Here is a 22,519-nt window from a genome sequence, read left to right on the forward strand (position 1 = left end):
ACTGATGTGGGCATGGGACTTCAAGTCCCATGTCTTCGTTAAGGAGCACCATGGCTCACGCAGCTAATTTCGTACCGCAGATCAAAATCCCCGCCACCTACATGCGTGGCGGCACCAGCAAAGGCGTGTTTTTCAGCCTCAAGGATCTGCCCGAAGCCGCGCAGATTCCCGGCCCGGCCCGTGATGCGCTGTTGCTGCGGGTCATCGGCAGCCCCGATCCGTACGACAAGCAGATCGACGGCATGGGCGGCGCCACCTCGAGCACCAGCAAAACCGTGATCCTGTCGAAAAGCATCAAGGCCGATCACGACGTCGATTACCTGTTCGGTCAGGTGTCGATCGACAAGCCGTTCGTGGACTGGAGCGGCAACTGCGGCAACCTGTCGGCGGCAGTCGGTTCGTTCGCCATCAGCAACGGTCTGGTGGACGCCAGCCGCATTCCGCACAACGGTGTGGCGGTGGTTCGCGTGTGGCAGGCCAACATCGGTAAAACGATCATTGCCCACGTGCCGATCACCAATGGCGAAGTCCAGGAAACCGGCGATTTCGAACTCGACGGCGTGACCTTTCCGGCCGCCGAAGTACAGGTCGAATTCATGGACCCGGCGGCGGAAGAAGAGGGCGGCGGCGGTTCGATGTTCCCCACCGGCAACCTGATCGACGAGCTGGAAGTGCCGGGTGTCGGCACGTTCAAGGCGACCATGATCAACGCGGGTATCCCGACGATCTTCGTCAACGCCGAAGACATCGGTTACACCGGTACTGAATTGCAAAGCGCGATCAACAGCGATCCGAAAGCGTTACAGATGTTTGAGACCATTCGTGCCTACGGTGCTTTGCGCATGGGGCTGATTTCCAGTCTGGATGAAGCGGCCAAGCGTCAGCACACGCCGAAAGTGGCGTTCGTTGCCAAACCTGCGGATTACGTGGCATCCAGTGGCAAAGCCATTGGCGCTGGGGATGTGGATTTGCTGGTGCGGGCGTTGTCGATGGGCAAGCTGCACCACGCGATGATGGGGACGGCGGCGGTGGCGATTGGCACCGCAGCAGCCATCTCGGGCACTTTGGTGAACCTGGCGGCCGGCGGCGTTGAGCGCAACGCTGTGCGCTTCGGGCATCCGTCCGGGACGTTGCGTGTCGGGGCTGAAGCGAGTCTGGAAAACGGTGAGTGGATCGTGAAGAAAGCGATCATGAGCCGTAGTGCACGCGTCCTGATGGAAGGTTACGTGCGCGTTCCTGGCGATTCGTTCTAACGCACAGTCGCTGAGAGCGAACCTGATCGCTCTCAGCGCTTTACGCATTTCAATAACAAGAAAAATTAGCCCTGAACCGAGGTCCCATCAACGAACCACTTCCAAGAGTGAATCGAACATGAGCGCCAACGTCGACCTGAACAACCGCCCCGACTACGACCGTGTCCTGCAGGACATCGCCGATTACGTCCTCACCTGCAAGATCGAATCTGCCGAAGCCCTCGACACCGCCCGCAACTGCCTGATGGACACGCTGGGCTGCGGCCTGCTGGCTCTGCGTTTCCCCGAGTGCACCAAACACCTTGGCCCCATCGTCGAAGGCACCGTCGTCCCATTCGGCGCCCGAGTTCCAGGCACGTCCTATCGCCTCGACCCAATCAAAGCCGCGTGGGACATCGGCTGCATCGTGCGCTGGCTCGATTACAACGACACCTGGCTCGCCGCCGAATGGGGGCATCCGTCGGACAACCTCGGCGGGATTCTCGCGGTGGCCGATCACCTGTCGCAAAAGCGTCTGGCAAATGGTGAAACGCCGCTGACGGTGCGCGATGTACTCGAAGCGATGATCATGGCCCACGAAATCCAGGGCGTGATCGCGCTGGAAAACTCGTTCAATCGCGTAGGCCTCGACCACGTCATTCTGGTGAAGGTGGCCTCGACTGCCGTGACCGCCAAACTGATGGGCGCCAACCGTGAGCAGCTGTTATCAGCGTTGTCCCACGCGTTCGCCGACGGCCAGGCATTGCGCACGTACCGCCATGCGCCGAACGCCGGTTCACGCAAATCCTGGGCGGCGGGGGATGCATCGAGCCGGGGCGTGCGGCTGGCGGATATCGCGATGCGCGGCGAAATGGGAATCCCCGGCGTCTTGAGTGCCAAACAATGGGGCTTTTACGACGTTTTGTTCAGCCACACCAACAACGATCTGGCGCTCAAGCCCGAAGACAAGCGCGCCTTCAGTTTTTCCCGACCGTTCGGCAGCTACGTGATGGAGAACGTGCTGTTCAAAATCAGCTTCCCCGCCGAATTCCACGCGCAAACCGCCTGCGAAGCCGCCGTGACCTTACACCCGCAGGTGCGTAATCGTCTGCATGAGATCGACCGGATCGTCATCACCACCCACGAATCGGCGATTCGCATCATTTCCAAGGTCGGGCCGCTGGCCAATGCCGCCGACCGCGATCACTGCCTCCAGTACATGACCGCCGTGCCGCTGGCGTTCGGCAATCTGGTGGCCGAGCAGTACGAAGACGATTTCCACAAGGCCCATCCGGTCATCGATGTGCTGCGCGAGAAAATGGTCATCGTCGAGGACCCGCGCTTCACCCGTGAATACCTGGAGGCCGACAAACGCTCGATTGCCAACGCGGTGCAGGTGTTTTTCAAGGACGGTTCGAGCACGGAGAACGTGGTGGTGGAATACCCGATTGGCCATCGCCGGCGTCGCGCCGAGGGCATTCCATTGCTGGAGGACAAGTTCAGGGCAAATCTGGCCACCCGTTTCACCGGGCAGCGCAGCGGGGAGATTCTTGCGCTGTGCAAGGATCAGGCGCGGCTTGAAACCACGCCGGTGAACCGGTTTGTCGATTTATTGGTTATTTGAAGCGCCGCTCCACGCCTTTTTCCACGAGGATCTTCGCGGAAATTTCTTCTACCGAGAAATGCGTGGAGTTGATGTTCGGGATGTTCTCGCGGCGGAACAGGTTTTCCACCTCGCGCACCTCGAACTCGCACTGGGCGTAGCTCGAATAGCGGCTGTTGGGCTTTCGTTCGTTGCGGATCGCGGTAAGGCGGTCCGGGTCGATGGTCAGGCCGAACAGCTTGTGCTGGTGGGCGCGCAGGGCGGCCGGCAGTTGCAGGCGTTCCATGTCGTCTTCGGTCAGCGGGTAGTTGGCCGCGCGGATGCCGAACTGCATCGCCATGTACAGGCACGTCGGCGTCTTACCACAACGCGACACGCCCACTAGTATCAGGTCGGCCTTGTCGTAATAGTGGGTGCGGGCGCCATCGTCGTTGTCGAGGGCGAAGTTCACGGCCTCGATCCGCTCCATGTAATTGGAGTTGTGACCGATGGAGTGGGACTTGCCGACGGTGTAGGAAGAATGCTCGGTCAGTTCCTGCTCGAGCGGGGCGAGGAACGTCGAGAAGATGTCGATCATGAAACCATTGGAGGTTGCGAGAATCTCACGAATGTCCTGATTGACGATGGTGTCGAAGATGATCGGCCGGAAACCGTCGGTTTCAGCGGCTTTGTTGATTTGTTGTACCATGGCCCGCGCTTTTTCAACGCTGTCGATGTACGGCCGCGTGAATTTGCTGAAGGTAATGTTTTCGAACTGCGCCAGAAGGCTTTGACCCAGGGTTTCGGCGGTGATGCCGGTGCCATCGGAGATAAAGAAAGCAGATCGTTTCATTTGCACCTTGGGCCTTAAGCTAATGAGTATTTCTGGATATGATAGGCGCGATTTGCCGGCCGCCATTGGCCCGCATTCTCACTTATTTTCCAGGTCCAGGCCATACAGCCGGCCAACGCTCCCCCGAGCCGCCGGTTTCTGAGCTTTTCCAACACAGTTAGTGGAGAGATCACCTTGGTAGAGTACGTAGTTTCCCTCGATAAGCTCGGCAAACACGATGTTGAGCATGTGGGGGGCAAGAACGCATCCCTGGGCGAGATGATCAGTAACCTGGCCGGTGCCGGTGTTTCGGTCCCCGGCGGCTTCGCCACCACGGCGCAAGCCTATCGCGACTTCTTGGAACTGAGCGGTCTGAACGATCAGATCCACAAGGCCCTTGATGCGCTGGACGTCGATGACGTCAATGCCCTGGCCAAGACCGGCGCCCAGATCCGCCAATGGATCATGGAAGCCGAATTCCCTGAAAAACTGAACACCGAGATCCGCACCGCGTTCGCCGCGCTGTCGGCCGGCAATCCTGACGTCGCCGTGGCCGTGCGTTCCTCCGCCACCGCCGAAGACTTGCCGGACGCTTCGTTCGCCGGTCAGCAGGAAACCTTCCTGAACATCCGTGGCGTGGAAAACGTCATCCGCGCGGCCAAGGAAGTGTTCGCTTCCCTGTTCAACGACCGTGCCATTTCCTACCGCGTCCACCAGGGCTTCGACCACAAACTGGTCGCCCTGTCCGCTGGCGTGCAGCGCATGGTGCGTTCGGAAACCGGCACCGCCGGTGTGATGTTCACCCTCGATACCGAATCCGGCTTCCGTGACGTGGTGTTCATCACCGGCGCCTACGGCCTGGGCGAAACCGTCGTACAAGGCGCGGTGAACCCGGACGAATTCTATGTCCACAAGGGCACGCTGGCAGCCGGTCGTCCGGCAATCCTGCGCCGCAACCTGGGCAGCAAGGCCATCAAGATGATCTACGGCGACGAGGCCAAGGCCGGTCGTTCCGTGAAAACCGTTGATGTCGACAAGGCCGAACGCGCGCGTTTCTGCCTGACCGACGCTGAAGTCAGCGAGCTGGCAAAGCAGGCGATGATCATCGAGAAGCACTACGGCTGCCCGATGGACATCGAGTGGGCCAAAGACGGTGACGACGGCAAGCTGTACATCGTGCAGGCCCGTCCGGAAACCGTGAAGAGCCGCACCCAGGCCAACGTCATGGAACGTTACCTGCTGAAAGAGACCGGCACCGTGCTGGTGGAAGGTCGTGCCATCGGCCAGCGCATCGGCGCCGGCAAGGTGCGGATCATCAAGGACGTCTCCGAGATGGACAAGGTTCAGCCGGGCGACGTACTGGTCTCCGACATGACCGACCCGGACTGGGAACCGGTCATGAAGCGCGCCAGCGCCATCGTCACCAACCGTGGCGGCCGTACCTGCCACGCGGCGATCATTGCTCGTGAGCTGGGTATTCCTGCTGTTGTCGGTTGCGGCAACGCCACCCAACTGCTGAAGGATGGCCAGGGCGTGACCGTGTCCTGCGCCGAAGGCGACACCGGTTACATCTTCGAAGGCGAACTGGGTTTCGACATCAAGAAGAACTCCGTCGACGCCATGCCGGAACTGCCGTTCAAGATCATGATGAACGTCGGCAACCCGGACCGCGCCTTCGACTTCGCGCAGCTGCCGAACGCCGGTGTGGGCCTGGCCCGTCTGGAATTCATTATCAACCGCATGATCGGCGTGCACCCGAAAGCGCTGTTGAACTACGACGGCCTGCCACAGGACATCAAGGAAAGCGTCGACAAGCGCATCGCCGGTTACGACGATCCGGTCGGCTTCTATGTCGAGAAGCTGGTTGAAGGCATCAGCACCCTGGCCGCTGCGTTCGCACCGAAGAAGGTCATCGTGCGTCTGTCGGACTTCAAGTCCAACGAATACGCCAACCTGATCGGCGGCAAACTCTACGAGCCGGAAGAAGAAAACCCGATGCTGGGCTTCCGTGGCGCGTCGCGTTACATCAGCGAATCGTTCCGCGACTGCTTCGAACTCGAGTGCCGTGCGCTGAAACGCGTGCGCAACGAGATGGGCCTGACCAACGTCGAAATCATGGTGCCGTTCGTCCGTACCCTTGGCGAAGCCAGCCAGGTGGTGGATCTGCTGGCCGAGAATGGCCTCAAGCGTGGCGACAACGGTCTGCGCGTGATCATGATGTGCGAACTGCCATCCAACGCGATCCTGGCTGAAGAGTTCCTCGAATTCTTCGACGGTTTCTCGATCGGCTCCAACGACCTGACTCAGCTGACACTGGGTCTGGACCGTGACTCCGGGATCATCGCGCACCTGTTCGACGAGCGTAATCCGGCGGTCAAGAAGCTGTTGGCCAACGCGATTGCCGCGTGCAACAAGGCCGGCAAATACATCGGCATCTGCGGTCAGGGCCCTTCGGACCACCCGGACCTAGCCAAGTGGCTGATGGAGCAGGGCATCGAAAGCGTGTCGCTGAACCCGGACACCGTGCTGGAAACCTGGTTCTTCCTTGCCGAAGGCCAAGCGGCGGAATAAGCCGTGAATGAAGCCCCGGCCCGTTGAACCGGGTCGGGGCTTTAAGATTGAAGTAGGGCGAGCTCTCCGGATGCCGCCCTTTTTTGTGCAAGAGCATTATGCAAAGCAGCAGCAACCTATTTCCTGTCGCCCTGATCAGCGCCGAACGGCGCGGTGATCTGAGCGAAGACGTTTACCGTTTGAAACCGGGCAACAGCCCTGACTGGTCCGTGGAAATCGCGGTGACTCGTCTCGGCATGGCCGATGAGCCGGCGTCGCGCGGCGTGCCGGTGATCTTGCTGCACGGCAGTTTTTCCAACCGACGCTTCTGGTTTTCGCCGAAGGGCCTGGGCCTGGGCGCGTATCTCACGCGGCTGGGCTTCGATGTGTGGATCCCGGAAATGCGCGGTCACGGTCTGTCCCAGCGCAACGAGGACTACCGCCGCAACCGCGTCGCCGACTATGCCCGTTACGATCTGCCGGCCATCGCCGCGTTCGTCCGGGAGCAGAGCGGGCAGATTCCGCACTGGATCGGCCACTCGCTGGGTGGCATCACGTTGGCAGCCGCGCTGGGCGGCGAATACCTAGGTGAACCGGCGGTGGCCTCGGCGGCGTTTTTCGGCACCCAGGTCAGCCGCACGTACTGGCCGCTGAAAATTCCGCCGGTGGAGTGGAGCGGGCGCTTCATTCTCAAGCGTTTTGCCCAATTGTCTGGTTCGCGGCTCAAGCGCGGCCCCGAGGACGAGCCGATCGGCCTGGCGCTGGAAAGCATGCGCTGGTATGGACTGTTCGGCCGTTTCGGCGACAAGGACAAGGATTGGTGGGCAGGCCTGGCCGATGTGCAGGTGCCGGTGCTGGCAGTGAGCGCGGCGGGCGATCATCAGGATCCGGCCTGGGCGTGCCAGAAACTGTTCGAACAGATCGGCTCCGAGCACAAGCAGTTCATTAACCTCGGTCGTGAGCAGGGCTTCAACGATCAGTTCGGGCATGTCGAGATGCTGGTCAGCAAGGCAGCGCAGGCCGAGGTCTGGCCGCTGGTGGCGCGTTGGCTGGCGGATCAGCACACGCCATTGCTTGGCGAGAAGCCTGATCTGGCGGCAGCGGTCTGAACGCGGCGTCCTGAAAAGGGCATTTCGTTCGAGTCGGCTTGCGGCTAAGATATGACGCATTGGACGGTTCTGGTCATATTTAGTGACTGTTTCGCTATTACGTTTCAGCTTGTGTTCAGGTTCGTTCAGCGACCATGACATGGGCTAAGGTAAACAACGACCGCCGGGACTCGTTTCAAAAGAGTGCGACATCCTTGATCGTCTTCCTTGTTACAGGAGTTATTCGATGAACCATTACCTTACGCCTGACCTGTGCGACGCCTATCCGGAGCTGGTTCAGGTGCTGGACCCGATGTTCAGCAATTTCGGCGGCCGTGATTCGTTCGGCGGCGAGATCGTGACCATCAAGTGCTTCGAAGACAACTCGCTGGTCAAGGAACAGGTCGAGCTCAAGGGTAATGGCAAGGTGCTGGTGGTGGACGGTGGCGGTTCCCTGCGCCGTGCGCTGCTGGGCGACATGCTCGCCGAGAAAGCCTCGAAAAACGGTTGGGAAGGGCTGGTCATCTACGGCTGCATTCGTGATGTGGACGTCATCGCCCAGACCGATCTTGGCGTGCAGGCCCTGGCCAGCCACCCGATGAAAACCGACAAGCGCGGTATCGGCGACCTCAACGTGCCGGTGACGTTTGCGGGTGTCACCTTCCATCCCGGCCAGTACATCTATGCGGACAACAATGGCGTGATCATCTCGCCAAGTCCGCTGAAAATGCCTGAATAAATCGCGGTAACCACAGGGGTGAGGATGTTCGAGGAAGAAAACGCGCAATGGGGGCTGGTGCATGCCCTGGTGCTGGACGGTAAAGGCGGTGCGCGTTCGATAGCCCGGACTGATCTCGACGATCTGCAGCTGCAGGCTCATGAAAGCTTGTGGCTGCATTGGGATCGCAGTCACCCGCAGACCCAGACCTGGCTGCGCAAATCCAGTGGGCTCAACGAGTTCACCTGCGATCTGCTGCTGGAAGAAAACACCCGACCACGCCTGTTGCCGCTGCCGGATTCCGAGCTGCTGCTGTTTTTGCGCGGGGTCAACCTCAACCCGGGTGCCGAGCCGGAAGACATGGTGTCGGTGCGGATTTTCGCTGCGGCCCAGCGGGTGATTTCCCTGCGTTTGCGTCCATTGCGCGCCACCGATGAGTTGCTGGTGATGCTGGGCGAGGGCAAGGGGCCGAAAACCTCGTCCGAGCTGATGCTGTATCTGGCGCAATTCCTCACCAACAAGGTGCAGGATCTGGTGACTTGCCTCTCCGAAGTAGTCGATGAAGAGGAAGAAAAACTGGATGCCGACGAACGGTATACCCCCGAGCATGGTGCCATTTTGCACATCCGTCGCCGGGCTGCCGGGCTGAAGCGTTTTCTGGCACCGCAGCGGGATATTTTCGGACAGCTGACGCGGATAAAACTGCCGTGGTTCGTCGATGACGATGCCGACTACTGGAACGAATTGAACAACAGCCTGACCCGTTATCTCGAAGAGCTCGAATTGACCCGAGAGCGCGTGGGGCTTGTGCTGGAGGCTGAAGACCGGCGCTTGAGCGTGCACATGAATCGCACGATGTACCGCTTCGGGATCATCACCTGCATCTTTTTGCCGATGAGTTTTATTACCGGTCTGCTGGGCATCAACGTCGGCGGCATTCCGTTCTCGAGCAGCCCTTATGGTTTCCTGATCGCCTGTCTGACGGTGCTCGCCCTGGCGTTCGGACAATGGTGGTTGTTTCGCCGTTTGCGCTGGGTATGAAGATGCGCCATGTGACCCGACCAAATTTGCCCGCGTCTTTCACAGACATCACGAGAGGTGCGTATGCACGATCCGTTTGAACAGTCTTTGCGCGACATGCTCAACGCCTCGCCGTCCGGTCGCGACGACGATGCCTGCCTGGGCCGCGTACTCAAAACCGCCAACCGCCAGGTTGGCGCCGGCGATCTGTTCAGCCTGCTGGGCCGCTGGCTGCCCGCGCTGATGATCGCCCTGAATAACGGCTCGGCCCATGTCGCGCCGGTCTCCCGTCTCCGTAAACCTACCGCTCGCACTGCTGATAAGGCTGATTGAATATGGAACTTGATCTCTGGACTCAGAGCCTCGTCACTGCAATGACTGCGTTGTGGACCAAAGTCGCTAACTTCATTCCGAACCTGTTCGGCGCATTGGTTGTGTTGTTGTTGGGTTTTGTTGTCGCCAAGCTGCTGGACACCTTGCTGTCCAAATTGCTGGCCAAACTGGGCCTCGATCGCCTGATGGGCGGCACCGGCCTGACCAAATTGATGTCCCGTGCGGGGCTGCAAGTGCCGATCTCGACGTTGATCGGCAAAATCGTGTATTGGTTCGTTCTGCTGATTTTTCTTGTTTCGGCAGCAGAATCCCTTGGACTTGAGCGAGTTTCAGCTACGCTTGACATGCTCGCGCTGTATTTGCCAAAAGTGTTCGGCGCGGCGCTGGTGTTGCTGGTGGGTGTCCTTCTTGCGCAACTGGCCAATGGCCTGGTTCGCGGAGCGGCAGAAGGCGTAGGCCTGGACTACGCTTCAGGACTTGGGCGAATTGCCCAGGGCCTGGTGATCATCATCAGCATTTCGGTCGCGATCAGTCAGCTGGAGGTCAAGACCGACCTGCTGAACCATGTGATCGTTATCGTATTGATTACCGTTGGTCTGGCGGTTGCGCTGGCCATGGGTTTGGGAAGCCGGGAAATTGCCGGTCAGATTCTTGCGGGAATCTATGTGCGTGAGTTGTATCAGGTTGGGCAACAAGTGCGTATTGGCGAGGTCGAAGGCCAGATCGAAGAGATCGGCACGGTTAAGACCACATTGCTGACCGATGAGGGTGAGCTAGTCTCTCTCTCCAATCGGATCCTGCTGGAGCAGCATGTGAGTAGCCGCTAACCCGGCAAACCCTGCTAATGTATGCCGCCGCAAAATGCCAGCTGTCGCTGGCTGCGGTGGACATTGACCTGACTGTCGGCACGACTTGTTTTGAATAAAGCCCAAACGCTATCCACGCGCTACGACCCCCGCGAGCTCTCTGATGAGGAGTTGGTCGCGCGCTCGCATACCGAGCTTTTTCACGTGACGCGCGCGTATGAAGAATTGATGCGGCGTTACCAGCGGACATTATTTAACGTTTGTGCGCGATATCTCGGGAACGATCGCGACGCGGACGATGTCTGTCAGGAGGTGATGTTGAAGGTGCTGTACGGCCTGAAGAACTTCGAGGGGAAATCGAAGTTCAAGACATGGCTATATAGCATCACGTACAACGAGTGCATCACACAGTATCGGAAGGAACGGCGAAAGCGTCGCTTGATGGACGCACTGAGTCTTGACCCCCTCGAGGAAGCGTCCGAAGAAAAGGCGCCGAAACCCGAGGAGAAGGGCGGACTGGATCGCTGGCTGGTGTATGTGAACCCGATTGACCGGGAAATTCTGGTGCTACGATTTGTCGCAGAGCTGGAGTTCCAGGAGATCGCAGACATCATGCACATGGGTTTGAGTGCGACAAAAATGCGTTACAAACGCGCTCTTGATAAATTGCGTGAGAAATTTGCAGGCATTGCTGAAACTTAGTTCGGCGCAAATATCTCTTACGTGTAGGCAAGTTCTGATAGACTTGCCGCCGAGTTGTCCCCCGGTTTGCGGGACTGCTTCACAATCACCAGATGGGGATTTAACGGATGAAACTGAAAAACACCTTGGGCTTGGCCATTGGTTCTTTGATTGCCGCCACTTCTTTCGGCGCTCTGGCACAAGGCCAAGGCGCAGTTGAAATCGAAGGCTTCGCAAAGAAAGAACAATTCGACAGCGCTCGTAACTTCAAGAACAACGGCAACCTGTTCGGCGGCTCGGTCGGTTACTTCCTGACCGACGACGTTGAACTGCGTCTGGGCTACGACGAAGTGCACAACGTGCGTTCCGACGACGGTCGTAACATCAAGGGCGCCAACACCGCTCTGGATGCTCTGTACCACTTCAACAACCCAGGCGACATGCTGCGTCCATACGTCTCGGCTGGTTTCTCCGATCAGAGCATCGGTCAGAACGGCACTGGCGGTCGTAACCGCTCTACCTTCGCCAACGTTGGCGGCGGTGCCAAGCTGTACTTCACCGAGAACTTCTACGCCCGTGCTGGCGTTGAAGCTCAATACAACATCGACCAGGGCGACACCGAGTGGGCTCCTAGCGTCGGTATCGGTGTGAACTTCGGTGGCGGCTCCAAGCCAGCTGCTGCTCCAGTTCCAGCTCCGGCTGAAGTCTGCTCCGACAGCGACAACGACGGCGTTTGCGACAACGTTGACAAGTGCCCGGACACCCCAGCCAACGTAACTGTTGACGCTGATGGCTGCCCAGCAGTTGCTGAAGTTGTTCGTGTTGAGCTGGACGTGAAGTTCGACTTCGACAAGTCGGTTGTTAAGCCAAACAGCTACGGCGACATCAAAAACCTGGCTGACTTCATGAAGCAGTATCCATCCACCACCACTACTGTTGAAGGTCACACTGACTCCGTCGGTCCTGACGCTTACAACCAGAAACTGTCCGAGCGTCGTGCGAACGCCGTTAAGCAAGTTCTGACCAACCAGTACGGTGTTGAATCGTCCCGCGTTCAGTCGATCGGCTACGGCGAATCCCGCCCAGTTGCTGACAACAAAACTGAAGCTGGCCGTGCTGTTAACCGTCGCGTAGAAGCGCAGGTTGAAGCTCAAGCTAAGTAATTAGCTGCCGCTCCGAGAAAAGCCCGGCTTAGGCCGGGCTTTTCTTTGCCTGCGATTTGGTGAAACCGGGGATTGTCAGGCCAGGCGATCGGCTGCCCAGTCGATTGAATCGACCTGGGTCGCAGCTGCTGCGACGGCGCCGATCACCAGAATCGCAGGGCTCCTGAGTCGGAAACCAAGGGCATCGTCTTCCATCGCCGACAGATCACTGCGGCATTCACGCTGTTCTGGCAACGAGGCATTCTCGATCATCGCCACCGGCGTATCCGCTGCCATACCGCCCGCCAGCAGTTGCTCGCGAATCTCGCCGAGCTTCGCCACTCCCATGTAAATCACCAGCGTCGTCCCGCCTTGCGCCAGCGCCCGCCAGTTCAACTGACTGTCGTCCTGGGTATGAGCCGTGACCAGCGTCACGCCCCGGGCCACGCCGCGTAACGTCAGCGGAATATCACACTGGGTCGCGCCGGCCAGTCCGGCGGTGATGCCATTGACCAGCTCCACCTCGACCCCGCGCTCGCGCAACCACTGCGCTTCCTCACCCCCACGCCCGAAAATGCATGGATCGCCGCCCTTGAGCCGTACTACGCATTTACCCTGACGCGCATAACGCAGCATTAGCCGATGGATGAACGCCTGGGGCGTCGAGCGGCAGCCGCCGCGTTTGCCGACCGCGATGATTCGCGCAGCAGGGCAGTGCTCAAGCACCGCCTCATTGACCAGATCGTCGATCAGCACCACCTCGGCTTCGCGCAAGGCACGCAACGCTTTGAGCGTCAGCAGTTCAGGATCACCGGGGCCCGCGCCCACCAGCCAGACTTTCGCGTTCATGGTGTTTTCCTCTTCAGATGACGGCGACCGGACGCACGTCGGCGGCCAGCAAGCGCTTGATTTCCGGGACGCAGGAACCGCATTGCGTTCCGCACCCCAATGTATTTTTCAAACCCTGCAGATCCAGACCTTCACGAATGCCGGCGCAGACCGCGCTGTGGCTGACGTTCTTGCAGTTGCACAAGGTTTTGTCCGCCACAACCTGCGCGCCGGCATTGCCCGGCGGTGCACTCATCGGTGCCAGCAGCCAGCGCCGCAGTTGTTCGTCGGCGCGCCCCTCCAGCCACAGGCCTTGCAACCAGTGCTGAGCGAGGGTTTCACCGGCCAGACGGATCGCGGTGATTCGTCCGTTTTCGATGCGTACCCGCTTGCCGATGGCGCGGCGAGGATCGTCATAAGCCAGCACCGGCCCCTCAATCAGGGCCAGGCACTGGTCGATTTCACGCAGCAATTGCGGATCGGGTGCGGCGGCGCTGGCTGCGCGTATCAGCAGCGCAGGCCGTTCACGTCCGACAAGGCTGAGACTTGCGTAGGAAAACGCCTCACAGAGCGGTCGAAGCGCCTCGAAATGCCGTTGAACATCGCCCTCGATCAGTGCGAACAGTTGCCAGGGCAGATTCACCGGTTCCAGCCGTACACCGCTGTGCTTGAGTTCCGGCTGTTTCGACAAAGGATCGAAGGCGGGCAGGGTCAGGCTGTTCACGCCGCCCTTGAGGAAACGATCGCCCCAGTGCATCGGCAGGAACGCCTGACCCGGACGCACGCTGTCATCGCTGGCAACCGCCACAATCACCGCGCCCCGACGACTTTTCAGATTCACCAGATCCCCCGGCTGCAAGCGGTGGCGGCGCACCTCATCCGGGTGCAGGTTCAACACCGCTTCGCTGACATGGCCGAACAACTGCGCCGCCGTACCGGTGCGACTCATACCGTGCCATTGATCACGCAGGCGGCCGGTGATCAGGGTCAGTGGAAAGCGCGCGTCGCGTTGTTCCTTGGCGGCGCGATAGGGATCGGCAACGAACTGCGCGCGCCCGTTCGGCGTAGGAAAGATTCCGTCGCCATACAGCCGGGCTGTACCTTGGCGAGCGCCAGCGGGAAAGGGCCATTGCTGTGGCCCCAGTTCATCAATCAACCCATGGCTGATCCCGGACAAATCCAGATCGCGACCCCGGGTCAGTTGTTTGTACTCGTCAAACAGCTGACCCGGTTGCTCGAACGCAAACAGACCCGGCTGTTGCGGGCGCAGACGTTTCTCCAGGCGTTGTGCGAAATCCACCGTGATCGCCCAGTCCGGACGCGCTTCACCCGGTGCAGCAATGGCCTGGCGGACGTGGGAAATCCGCCGTTCGGAGTTGGTCACCGAACCTTCCTTCTCGCCCCAACTGGCCGCTGGCAGCATCAGATCGGCAAACGCCGCGGTTTCGGTGGTGCGAAACGCCTCCTGCAACACCACGAACGGACAAGCTTCCAACGCTGCACGTACAGCGTTCTGGTCAGGCATCGATTGTGCGGGGTTGGTGCAGGCAATCCACAGCGCCTTGATCTTGCCGCTACGCACTTGTTCAAACAGTTCGATAGCACTGAGGCCGGTACTTTCCGGCAGCTTATCCACACCCCAATACGCCGCCACTTCGGCGCGGTGCTCCGGATTGGCCACTTCGCGATGCCCGGGCAACAGGTTTGAGAGGCTGCCGGTTTCCCGTCCGCCCATGGCATTCGGCTGACCGGTCAAAGAGAAAGGTCCTGCACCCGGCCGGCCGATTTGCCCGGTGGCCAGGTGCAGATTGATCAGCGCACTGTTCTTCGCGCTGCCAGCGGTGGACTGGTTCAGGCCCATGCACCACAGCGACAGAAAACTCGGCGCGGTGCCGATCCATTCCGCACATTGCTGCAACTGCTCGACGCTGATTCCGCACAACTGCGACACCATGGCCGGCGTGTAATCGCGTACCAGGCTTTTCAGCTCGGCGAGCCCGTCGGTGTGCGCCTTGATGAAGTCGCGGTCGATCCAGTCTTCCCACAACAGCAGATGCAAAATCCCATGGAACAACGCGACATCGGTGCCCGGCAGAATCGCCAGATGCAGGTCCGCCAGATCGCAGGTGTCGGTGCGCCGTGGATCAATAACGACGACTTTCATCTGCGGGCGGTGGGATTTGGCTTCTTCGAGGCGGCGAAAGAGTACCGGGTGGGCGTAGGCCATGTTACTGCCGACGATCACCACGCAATCGCTCAACTCCAGGTCTTCGTAGCTGCACGGTGGTGCGTCGGCGCCGAGGCTGCGTTTGTAGCCGACCACCGCCGAAGACATGCACAGCCGCGAATTGCTGTCGATGTTATTGGTCCCGACCAGCGCCCGCGCCAGTTTGTTGAAGGCGTAGTAATCCTCGGTCAGCAACTGCCCGGAGATGTAGAACGCCACGCTGTCCGGGCCATGTTCGGCGATGGTGTCGGCGAACACGTTGGTGGCGTGATCCAGCGCGGTGTTCCAGTCGCAGCGACTGCGCGCCAGGCCTTTGCCCAGGCGCAATTCCGGGTACAACGCCCGTGCTGCCAAATCACCGGTCAGGTGCAGGGTCGAGCCTTTGCTGCACAGTTTGCCGAAGTTGGCCGGATGCGCCGGATCGCCGCTGACGCCGAGAATGCGCTCGCCGTCATGCTCGATCAGCACGCCGCAGCCGACCCCGCAATAGCAGCAGGTCGAGGCGGTCGTCTGGCGGTTCATCAGACGGCGTCCCGCAGGGCCAGTTGCACACGGCCGTTCTCGACCCGGGCCGGGTGATGGTGAGCGCAACCGACGTCCGGTGCCTGGGCTTCGCCGGATTGCAGGTCGATCTGCCAGTTGTGCAGCGGGCAGGCGACACGTTTGCCGTAGATCAGGCCTTGGGACAATGGGCCGCCCTTGTGCGGGCAGCGGTCATCGAGTGCGAAAACTTCGTCGTCGCTTGTGCGAAAGATCGCAATGTCACCTTTGGGCCCGGCAATGATCCGCGAACCGAGGGCATTGATCTCTTCCAGGGCACAGATATCGAGCCAGTTCATGCCGGCACCTCCAGGTTTTTCACGGGGATCACGTCGAATTCTTTCTTCAGTTGTGGCTGGGCGAGGCGCTCTTTCCACGGATCCTGTTCGAACGACAGGGAGAATTGCAGGCGCTCGTTCAGGGCCTTGCGGCGCTCGGGATCTTCCAGCACGGCTTTTTTGATGTGCTCCATGCCGACCCGTTGCAGGTAGTGCACGGTACGTTCGAGGTAGAAGGCTTCCTCACGGTACAACTGCAGGAACGCGCCGTTGTACTCGCGCACCTCCTCGGCGGTCTTGAGCTTGACGAAGAACTCGGCGACTTCGGTCTTGATCCCGCCGTTGCCGCCGATGTACATCTCCCAGCCGGAATCGACGCCGATGATTCCTACGTCCTTGATCCCCGCTTCCGAACAGTTGCGTGGGCATCCGGAGACCGCCAGTTTCACTTTGTGCGGCGACCACATGTTGAACAGATCGTGCTCGAGGTCGATGCCCAACTGGGTCGAATTCTGCGTGCCGAAGCGGCAGAACTCGCTGCCGACGCAGGTTTTCACGGTGCGGATCGATTTGCCGTAGGCGTGGCCGGACGGCATGTCGAGGTCTTTCCACACACCGGGCAGATCCTGTTTCTTGATCCCCAGCAGGTCGATGCGCTGGCCGCCGGTGACCTTGACCATCGGCACCTGATATTTGTCCGCCACGTCGGCGATACGCCGCAGTTCCGACGGGTTGGTCACGCCGCCCCACATCCGTGGCACCACCGAATAAGTGCCGTCCTTCTGAATGTTGGCGTGGGCCCGTTCGTTGATCAGGCGCGACTGCGGATCGTCCTTGGCTTCGCCGGGCCAGGTGGAAATCAAGTAGTAGTTGAGGGCCGGGCGGCAGGTGGCGCAGCCGTTCGGGGTGCGCCAGTTGAGGTAACTCATGGTGCCGGCGATGGTCAGCAGATGCTGTTCGCGAATGGCCTGGCGAATCTGGCCGTGATTGAGGTCGCTGCAACCGCAGATGGCTTTTTCGCTTTTCGGTTTGACGTCGGCTGCACCGCCAACGGTGTTGATCAGGATCTGCTCGACCAGCCCGGCGCAGGAGCCGCAGGAGCTGGCGGCCTTGGTGTGTTTTTTCACCTCGTCGACGCTGAACAGTCCGTGTTCCTGAATGGCCTTGACGATGGTGCCCTTGCACACGCCGTTACAGCCGCAGACCTCGGCGTTGTCGGCCATGCTCATGGCTTTGTCCTGGCCCTGATGTCCTACATCGCCAAGTGCGTTTTCTCCGAACATGAGGTGATCGCGGATCTCACCAATGGCGTGATTCTCACGAATCTGCCGGAAATACCAACCGCCATCTGCCGTATCGCCGTACAGACAGGCGCCGACCAGCACGTCATCCTTGATCACCAGTTTTTTGTACACCCCGCCGATCGGGTCGGAGAGGGTGATGGTCTCGGTGCCTTCGCCGCCCATGAAGTCGCCGGCGGAAAACAGGTCGATGCCGGTGACTTTCAATTTGGTCGACGTCACCGAGCCCTGATAACGGGCGAAACCCAGTTGCGCCAGGTGATTGGCGCAGACCTTGGCCTGTTCGAACAACGGCGCCACCAGGCCGTAGGCGATGCCACGGTGGCTGGCGCATTCGCCGATGGCATAGATGCGCGGGTCGTAGGTTTGCAGGGTGTCGTTGACCAGAATCCCGCGATTGCACGGGATACCGGCCTTTTCCGCCAGTTCGGTATTGGGGCGGATCCCGGCGGCCATGACCACCAGATCGGCGGGGATGATGTCGCCGTTCTTGAATTGCACCGAGCCGACGCGACCATTGCCGGCGTCATGCAGGGCCTGGGTCTGTTCGCACAGGCGAAAGTGCAGGCCACGGGATTCGAGGGCGGTTTGCAGGAGTTGGCCGCTGGTCTTGTCCAGTTGCCGCTCCAGCAGCCACTCACCGAGGTGCACCACGGTGACGTGCATGCCGCGCAGCATCAGGCCGTTGGCGGCCTCGAGGCCGAGCAGGCCGCCGCCGATCACCACGGCGTGCTTGTGAGTTTTTGCGGTGTCGATCATGGCCTGGGTGTCGGCGATGTCGCGGTAGCCGATCACACCCTGCAAGGTGTTGCCGGGGATCGGCAGGATGAACGGGGTCGAGCCGGTGGCGATCAGCAAGCGGTCGTACTCGGCCTCGGTGCCGTCCTCGGCGATCACCCGGCGTTTGACCCGGTCGATCTCCACCACTTTGCGGTTGAGCAGCAGTTTGATGTTGTTTTCCAGGTACCAGTCGAGGTCGTTGAGCACGATTTCTTCGAAGGTTTGTTCGCCGGCCAGTACCGGCGACAACAGGATGCGGTTGTAGTTGGTGTGCGGTTCGGCGCCGAAGACCGTGATGTCGTACAGCTCGTTGCTCAGCTTGAGCAGTTCTTCCAGGGTGCGGACCCCGGCCATGCCATTGCCGATCATCACCAGTTTGAGTTTTTTCATCAGGTTCTCCGGGAGCATCGGGCTTGCCTCTTGTGGGCAGTCAGGCCTTGCTCGACAAAAATGGCGCAAACAAAAAAGGCGTCCCGCCAGTTACCTAGCGAGGACGCCTTTGTCCTTGTCCCGTTCTCTCGGGAAGCCTGGCCTTCGTCGTTGAAGGTCGGGCTTTATGTCAGTTGGAAACGTTAATGCAGTGGTTGTGCCAAGTTGCGCTGAGCCGCGATTTCACTGGGGTAATGCTGGAAATGGCCAGATGTTCGATGTGGTTTTTGCACTGAATGGAAGCGGCACGCCCGTTAATGGAGCGCCACATCAGCCATGAAACAACAGGAACAGCAGGACCAGATTGCCCAGCAGTGCCAGTAACGCCAGTGTCCGCCAGACCTTCAACGGCTCACGTTCCAGCAAGGGACGAGGGCGCACACTCAGGCTGCGGCGCTCACCTTGCTCCAGAATCAGCAGCCATTCCTCGGCGGTTTCATAGCGTTGCAAAGGATCGGCCGCCACACCGCGTTCCAGACACTGCGCCAGCCACTCCGGCAGATCCGGGCGATAACGCCCGGCACTCACCGGCACCCCGAAACGCGGGCGCTGGAATGCTTCGATCTCGCCGTAGGGAAAATGCCCGGTGAGCAAGAAATACAAGGTCACGCCCACCGCATACAGATCCTGTTGTGCGCTGGGTACTGCGCTTTGAAAGGCTTCCGGTGCGATGTAGCTCGGGGTTCCGGGCAGGGTTGACGGTGCGTCCTGCGACAGACCGGGGCAATACGCCAGACCGAAATCCAGCAGCCGCAACTCGCCGTCGTCCCCCAGGTGCAGGTTTTCCGGTTTGATGTCGCGGTGCAGGATCTGCCGTCGATGCAACAGGCCGACAGCCCGCAGCAGGCGTTCGGCCAGATCCTGCCACTGAGCCAGTGGCAGCGGGCCGCTTTGCCCGAACAACTGAGCCAGGGTCGTCCCCGAATATTCACGCATCACGTAGTACAAATGCTGACGCTGACCAGCGCTATGGACTTCAGGAAAGTGCCGCCCGGCGACGCGTTTGAGGAACCATTCCTCCGCCAGCAAGGCCTGACCGGCCTGAGCATCGTCTGCCAGTTGTGCAGGCAACGTCTTCAACAGCCACGCCTGGCCCTGACCATCGAGCACGCGATACAGCAACGATTGCTGGCTGCGACTTACAACCTCTTGAACCCGCCAGCCTTCAAAGTCCTGACCCGGTTTCAGCGGCGGGGGCAGCGGCCACTGCTGCAAATGGATCAGCGCGTCGCCGAGGCTGGCCTCGCCGACGGCATCCACTCGCACCAACAGCGCGCTGGCGTTGTCCTGACTGCCGGCCAGATGCGCGGCGTTGACCAACGTTAGCGCGGCACTGTTCAGATCCGGTTGATCGCGCAGGATTCCGGCGATGGCGGTATCGCCGAGCGCCGCCCACACGCCATCACTGAGCAGCACGAAACATTCGCCGTCACGCAGTTCGCCATCGAGAAAATCCAGCACCAGATGCTGATCCAGTCCCAGTGCCCGCTTGAGCACATGCTGCATGCCCGGTTGATCCCAGACGTGATCCTCGGTGATCCGTTGCAAGGTCTCGGCGTGCCAGCGATAGACCCGGCAATCACCGACATGCGCCAGCGTGAAGCGTTTACCGCGCATGACCAGCGCACTGACCGTGGTGAGCAACGGCTGTCCGCCACCGTTGGCCTGCAACCAGCGGTTTTGTGCGAGCAGCAGACGATCGAGGGCCTGGGCCACGCTCCAGGTTTCCGGGGTGGCGTAATAGTCCAGTGCCAGCGCCTGCAAGGTCGAGCGCGCGGCCAGCCCGCCATCGGCGCACTGGCTGACGCCGTCGGCGATGGCGAACAGGAAACCCTTGCTGGCAGCCAGCGCCGGGGCGGGGGTCACCAGGCGCAAAGCGTCCTGATTTTCCGCGCGGGGGCCGGTGGCGCTGGCTTCGGCAAAGCTCAGTTGCAGAGCCATTCGGGCTTCAGACCCGGGCAGCAGTCACGGCCGCCGAACCCCAGGTGGTTCTCCAGCGACGTTTGACTCCGTGCAGACCGAACCACGCCAACACACCCAGGCTGGCAAACAACCACAGCGCCAGTTGATAGCTGCCGGTGCTCTGTTTGATCGCGCCCATGCCGGCCGCCAGGGCAAAACCGCCAATGCCGCCGGCCATGCCGATCAGCCCGGTCATCACGCCGATTTCGCGACGGAAACGTTGCGGTACCAGTTGGAACACCGCGCCATTACCCGCGCCGAGACCGAGCATGGTGCAGACGAAAAGTGCCAGCGCCGCGTAGGAACTTGGCAGGTTGAAGCCGACCGCCGCGATGCAGACGGCGGCTACCGTGTACATCGCCAGCAGGGTGCGGATACCGCCGAACCGGTCCGCCAGCGCGCCACCCAGCGGACGCATCAGGCTGCCACCGAACACGCAGGCCGCGGTGTAGTAACCGGCGGTCACCGGGCTCAAACCGTATTGATCGTTGAAGTAGCCGGGCAGGGCGCTGGCCAGGCCGATGAAGCCGCCGAAGGTGACGCTGTAGAAAAACATGAACCACCAGCTGTCGCGATCGCCCAGGGCCTTGAAGTAGTCGGCCATGGACTTGGCTTTCGGCCGCTCCGGCGCGTTTTTCGCCAGCCAGGCGAACAGCACCAGGGTCAGGATCAGCGGAATCAGGGCGAAACCGAATACATTGCTCCAGCCAAACGACGCCGCGAGTACCGGGGCGATCAGTGCCGCGAACACGGTCCCGGAGTTGCCGGCTCCAGCGATGCCCATCGCCTTGCCCTGATGCTCCGGCGGATACCACTGCGAGGCCAGCGGCAGGGCCACGGCGAACGAGGCGCCGGCCATGCCGAGGAACAAACCGAGCAGCAGGGCCTGTTCGTAACTGTGGATGCCAAGCTTCCAGGCGCCGAACAGTGCGCAGATCACGATCACCTGGCCGATCAGCCCGGCGGTTTTCGGCGACAGGCGATCGGCGAGCATGCCCATCGCAAAGCGCAGCACCGCGCCGGCCAGAATCGGCGTGGCCACCACGAGACCGCGCTGCTGGGTGGTCAGGTGCAGGTCGGCGGCAATCTGCACCGCCAGCGGGCCGAGCAGGTACCAGACCATGAAGCTCAGGTCGAAATACAGGAAGGCCGCGAACAGGGTCGGGGTGTGGCCGGATTTCCAGAAGCTTTTATTCATCGCGCACCTCAGCTGTAGAGAATCTCGAGAAGGAGTCAGAACCAGCACAGTGGGGCGCCGCCACGGCCGCACCACCGGCCCCGGGCTGTGGGGCCAAAACGCAAAAACGCCGCTACCCGGATCGCCGAAAGGGGGCGAAGAAGGTGAGCGACGTCTTTGTCGTAGGTGGGGCAACCGCCGTTGGTTACCTGTAGGGATTGCTTAGCGAGATTTGTGCCAAGTCAAAATCAAAAGCCCCTCACCCTAGCCCTCTCCCGGAGGGAGAGGGGACTGATCGGGGGATATTCGAGAGATACGCCGACGTGAACGATCGGCTTTGAATCCATAATCGACTGGGTTTTTCAGGTCGATGTATGACGCAAGACACTGCGGTCGGTTCCCTCTCCCTCCGGGAGAGGGTTAGGGTGAGGGGCTTTTCAGCCGAGCAACTCGCTCATCGCAATGATCTGCTCCGCCACCTGAATCAGTTTCTGCTGGCGGCTCATGGCCTGGCGGCGCATCAGGGTGTAGGCCTCTTCTTCGTTGCAGTCCTTCATTTTCATCAACAGGCCCTTGGCCAGTTCGATTCGTTTGCGCTCGGCCAGTTGCTGGTCGCGGGCCTGAAGCTGGGCGCGCAAGGTTTGATCGCTCTCGAAGCGGGCCATGGCCACGTCGAGAATCGGCTGCAGGCGTTGTGCGTGAATGCCTTCGACGATGTAGGCACTGACCCCGGACTTGATCGCCTGACGCATCACGCCGGGGTCATGTTCGTCGGTGAACATCACGATCGGCCGTGGCTGGTCGCGGCTGACCAGCACCACTTGCTCCATCACATCGCGGCTCGGTGACTCGGTATCGATCAGGATCACGTCCGGACGCACCGTTTCGACGCGCGCCGGCAGGTCGATGGTCAGACCCGACTCGTCGATCACCTCGAAACCGGCCTCGGTCAGCGCGGCTTTCAGGCGTCCGACTTTTTTCGCGGTGTCGTTGATCAGCAGAATGCGCAGCAT

General features: G+C 60.5%; 18 protein-coding genes. 10 read left to right on the forward strand and 8 right to left on the reverse strand.

What is annotated here, in order from left to right; genetic code table 11:
- Positions 1-50 precede the first annotated feature (50 nt).
- Both prpF and prpD read left to right on the forward strand, forming a co-directional pair.
- A complete protein-coding gene (gene prpF, locus L6D82_RS27515; RefSeq protein ID WP_236192049.1) occupies positions 51-1,253 on the forward strand; it encodes a 2-methylaconitate cis-trans isomerase PrpF in 1,203 nt (400 codons plus the stop codon).
- Positions 1,254-1,371: 118 nt separating this feature from the next.
- Complete coding sequence (gene prpD, locus L6D82_RS27520; protein ID WP_134020577.1) at positions 1,372-2,856, forward strand: 2-methylcitrate dehydratase; 1,485 nt, start codon at positions 1,372-1,374, stop codon at positions 2,854-2,856.
- Here the strand turns inward: prpD and ppsR are convergent.
- Entirely contained in the window at positions 2,849-3,667 is an 819-nt protein-coding gene (gene ppsR, locus L6D82_RS27525; RefSeq protein ID WP_007951980.1) for a posphoenolpyruvate synthetase regulatory kinase/phosphorylase PpsR, read from the reverse strand. The two genes, prpD and ppsR, sit on opposite strands and share 8 nt — an antisense overlap.
- A gap of 174 nt (positions 3,668-3,841) precedes the next feature.
- On the opposite strand from ppsR, the gene ppsA reads away from it, so the two are divergent.
- The 8 genes from ppsA to L6D82_RS27565 all read left to right on the forward strand — a co-directional run bounded on the left by ppsA (position 3,842) and on the right by L6D82_RS27565 (position 12,005).
- Positions 3,842-6,217 (forward strand): phosphoenolpyruvate synthase, encoded by a 2,376-nt coding sequence (gene ppsA, locus L6D82_RS27530; RefSeq protein ID WP_102686938.1) that lies wholly within the window; start codon positions 3,842-3,844, stop codon positions 6,215-6,217.
- 98 nt (positions 6,218-6,315) lie between these two features.
- Positions 6,316-7,305, forward strand: a complete 990-nt coding sequence (locus L6D82_RS27535; RefSeq protein WP_007951983.1) for an alpha/beta fold hydrolase — start codon at positions 6,316-6,318, stop codon at positions 7,303-7,305.
- 226 nt (positions 7,306-7,531) lie between these two features.
- Positions 7,532-8,023 (forward strand): ribonuclease E activity regulator RraA, encoded by a 492-nt coding sequence (gene rraA, locus L6D82_RS27540; RefSeq protein WP_007951984.1) that lies wholly within the window; start codon positions 7,532-7,534, stop codon positions 8,021-8,023.
- A gap of 24 nt (positions 8,024-8,047) precedes the next feature.
- The gene (locus L6D82_RS27545; protein ID WP_102718660.1) at positions 8,048-9,043 is read left to right on the forward strand and encodes a zinc transporter ZntB; all 996 of its coding nucleotides are present in this window, start codon (positions 8,048-8,050) and stop codon (positions 9,041-9,043) included.
- Positions 9,044-9,106: 63 nt separating this feature from the next.
- Positions 9,107-9,355 carry a CrfX protein gene (locus L6D82_RS27550; protein WP_085700244.1) on the forward strand — a complete coding sequence of 83 codons (249 nt, stop codon included), beginning with the start codon at positions 9,107-9,109 and terminating at the stop codon, positions 9,353-9,355.
- 2 nt (positions 9,356-9,357) lie between these two features.
- Positions 9,358-10,182 (forward strand): mechanosensitive ion channel family protein, encoded by an 825-nt coding sequence (locus L6D82_RS27555; protein ID WP_007951987.1) that lies wholly within the window; start codon positions 9,358-9,360, stop codon positions 10,180-10,182.
- 90 nt (positions 10,183-10,272) lie between these two features.
- Positions 10,273-10,863, forward strand: coding sequence for an RNA polymerase sigma factor SigX (sigX, locus tag L6D82_RS27560; protein WP_011333251.1), 591 nt, complete (start codon positions 10,273-10,275; stop codon positions 10,861-10,863).
- Positions 10,864-10,970: 107 nt separating this feature from the next.
- Positions 10,971-12,005 (forward strand): OmpA family protein, encoded by a 1,035-nt coding sequence (locus tag L6D82_RS27565; RefSeq protein ID WP_102718659.1) that lies wholly within the window; start codon positions 10,971-10,973, stop codon positions 12,003-12,005.
- A 75-nt stretch (positions 12,006-12,080) separates the two neighbouring features.
- Here L6D82_RS27565 and cobA read toward each other — a convergent pair whose 3' ends face one another.
- The 7 genes from cobA to L6D82_RS27600 all read right to left on the reverse strand — a co-directional run bounded on the left by cobA (position 12,081) and on the right by L6D82_RS27600 (position 22,519).
- Entirely contained in the window at positions 12,081-12,833 is a 753-nt protein-coding gene (gene cobA, locus L6D82_RS27570; RefSeq protein ID WP_102718658.1) for a uroporphyrinogen-III C-methyltransferase, read from the reverse strand.
- 13 nt (positions 12,834-12,846) lie between these two features.
- Positions 12,847-15,561 (reverse strand): nitrate reductase, encoded by a 2,715-nt coding sequence (locus tag L6D82_RS27575; protein WP_102686941.1) that lies wholly within the window; start codon positions 15,559-15,561, stop codon positions 12,847-12,849.
- Complete coding sequence (nirD, locus tag L6D82_RS27580) at positions 15,561-15,878, reverse strand: nitrite reductase small subunit NirD (RefSeq protein WP_007951992.1); 318 nt, start codon at positions 15,876-15,878, stop codon at positions 15,561-15,563. The genes L6D82_RS27575 and nirD overlap by 1 nt, the downstream gene beginning before the upstream one ends.
- Positions 15,875-18,328: a nitrite reductase large subunit NirB gene (gene nirB, locus L6D82_RS27585; protein ID WP_045121673.1), complete on the reverse strand. Its 2,454-nt coding sequence runs from the start codon at positions 18,326-18,328 to the stop codon at positions 15,875-15,877. Before nirB ends, nirD begins: the two co-directional genes overlap by 4 nt.
- A gap of 309 nt (positions 18,329-18,637) precedes the next feature.
- Complete coding sequence (locus tag L6D82_RS27590; RefSeq protein WP_236192050.1) at positions 18,638-20,308, reverse strand: bifunctional protein-serine/threonine kinase/phosphatase; 1,671 nt, start codon at positions 20,306-20,308, stop codon at positions 18,638-18,640.
- 7 nt (positions 20,309-20,315) lie between these two features.
- On the reverse strand, positions 20,316-21,527 hold the full coding sequence (locus tag L6D82_RS27595) for a nitrate/nitrite transporter (RefSeq protein ID WP_102686943.1): 1,212 nt from the start codon (positions 21,525-21,527) through the stop codon (positions 20,316-20,318).
- Between the two features lie 416 nt (positions 21,528-21,943).
- Positions 21,944-22,519 carry an ANTAR domain-containing response regulator gene (locus tag L6D82_RS27600; protein ID WP_236192051.1) on the reverse strand — a complete coding sequence of 192 codons (576 nt, stop codon included), beginning with the start codon at positions 22,517-22,519 and terminating at the stop codon, positions 21,944-21,946.

The sequence above is a fragment of the Pseudomonas paraglycinae genome (assembly GCF_021601625.1).
GTDB classification, from domain to species: Bacteria; Pseudomonadota; Gammaproteobacteria; order Pseudomonadales; family Pseudomonadaceae; genus Aquipseudomonas; species Aquipseudomonas paraglycinae.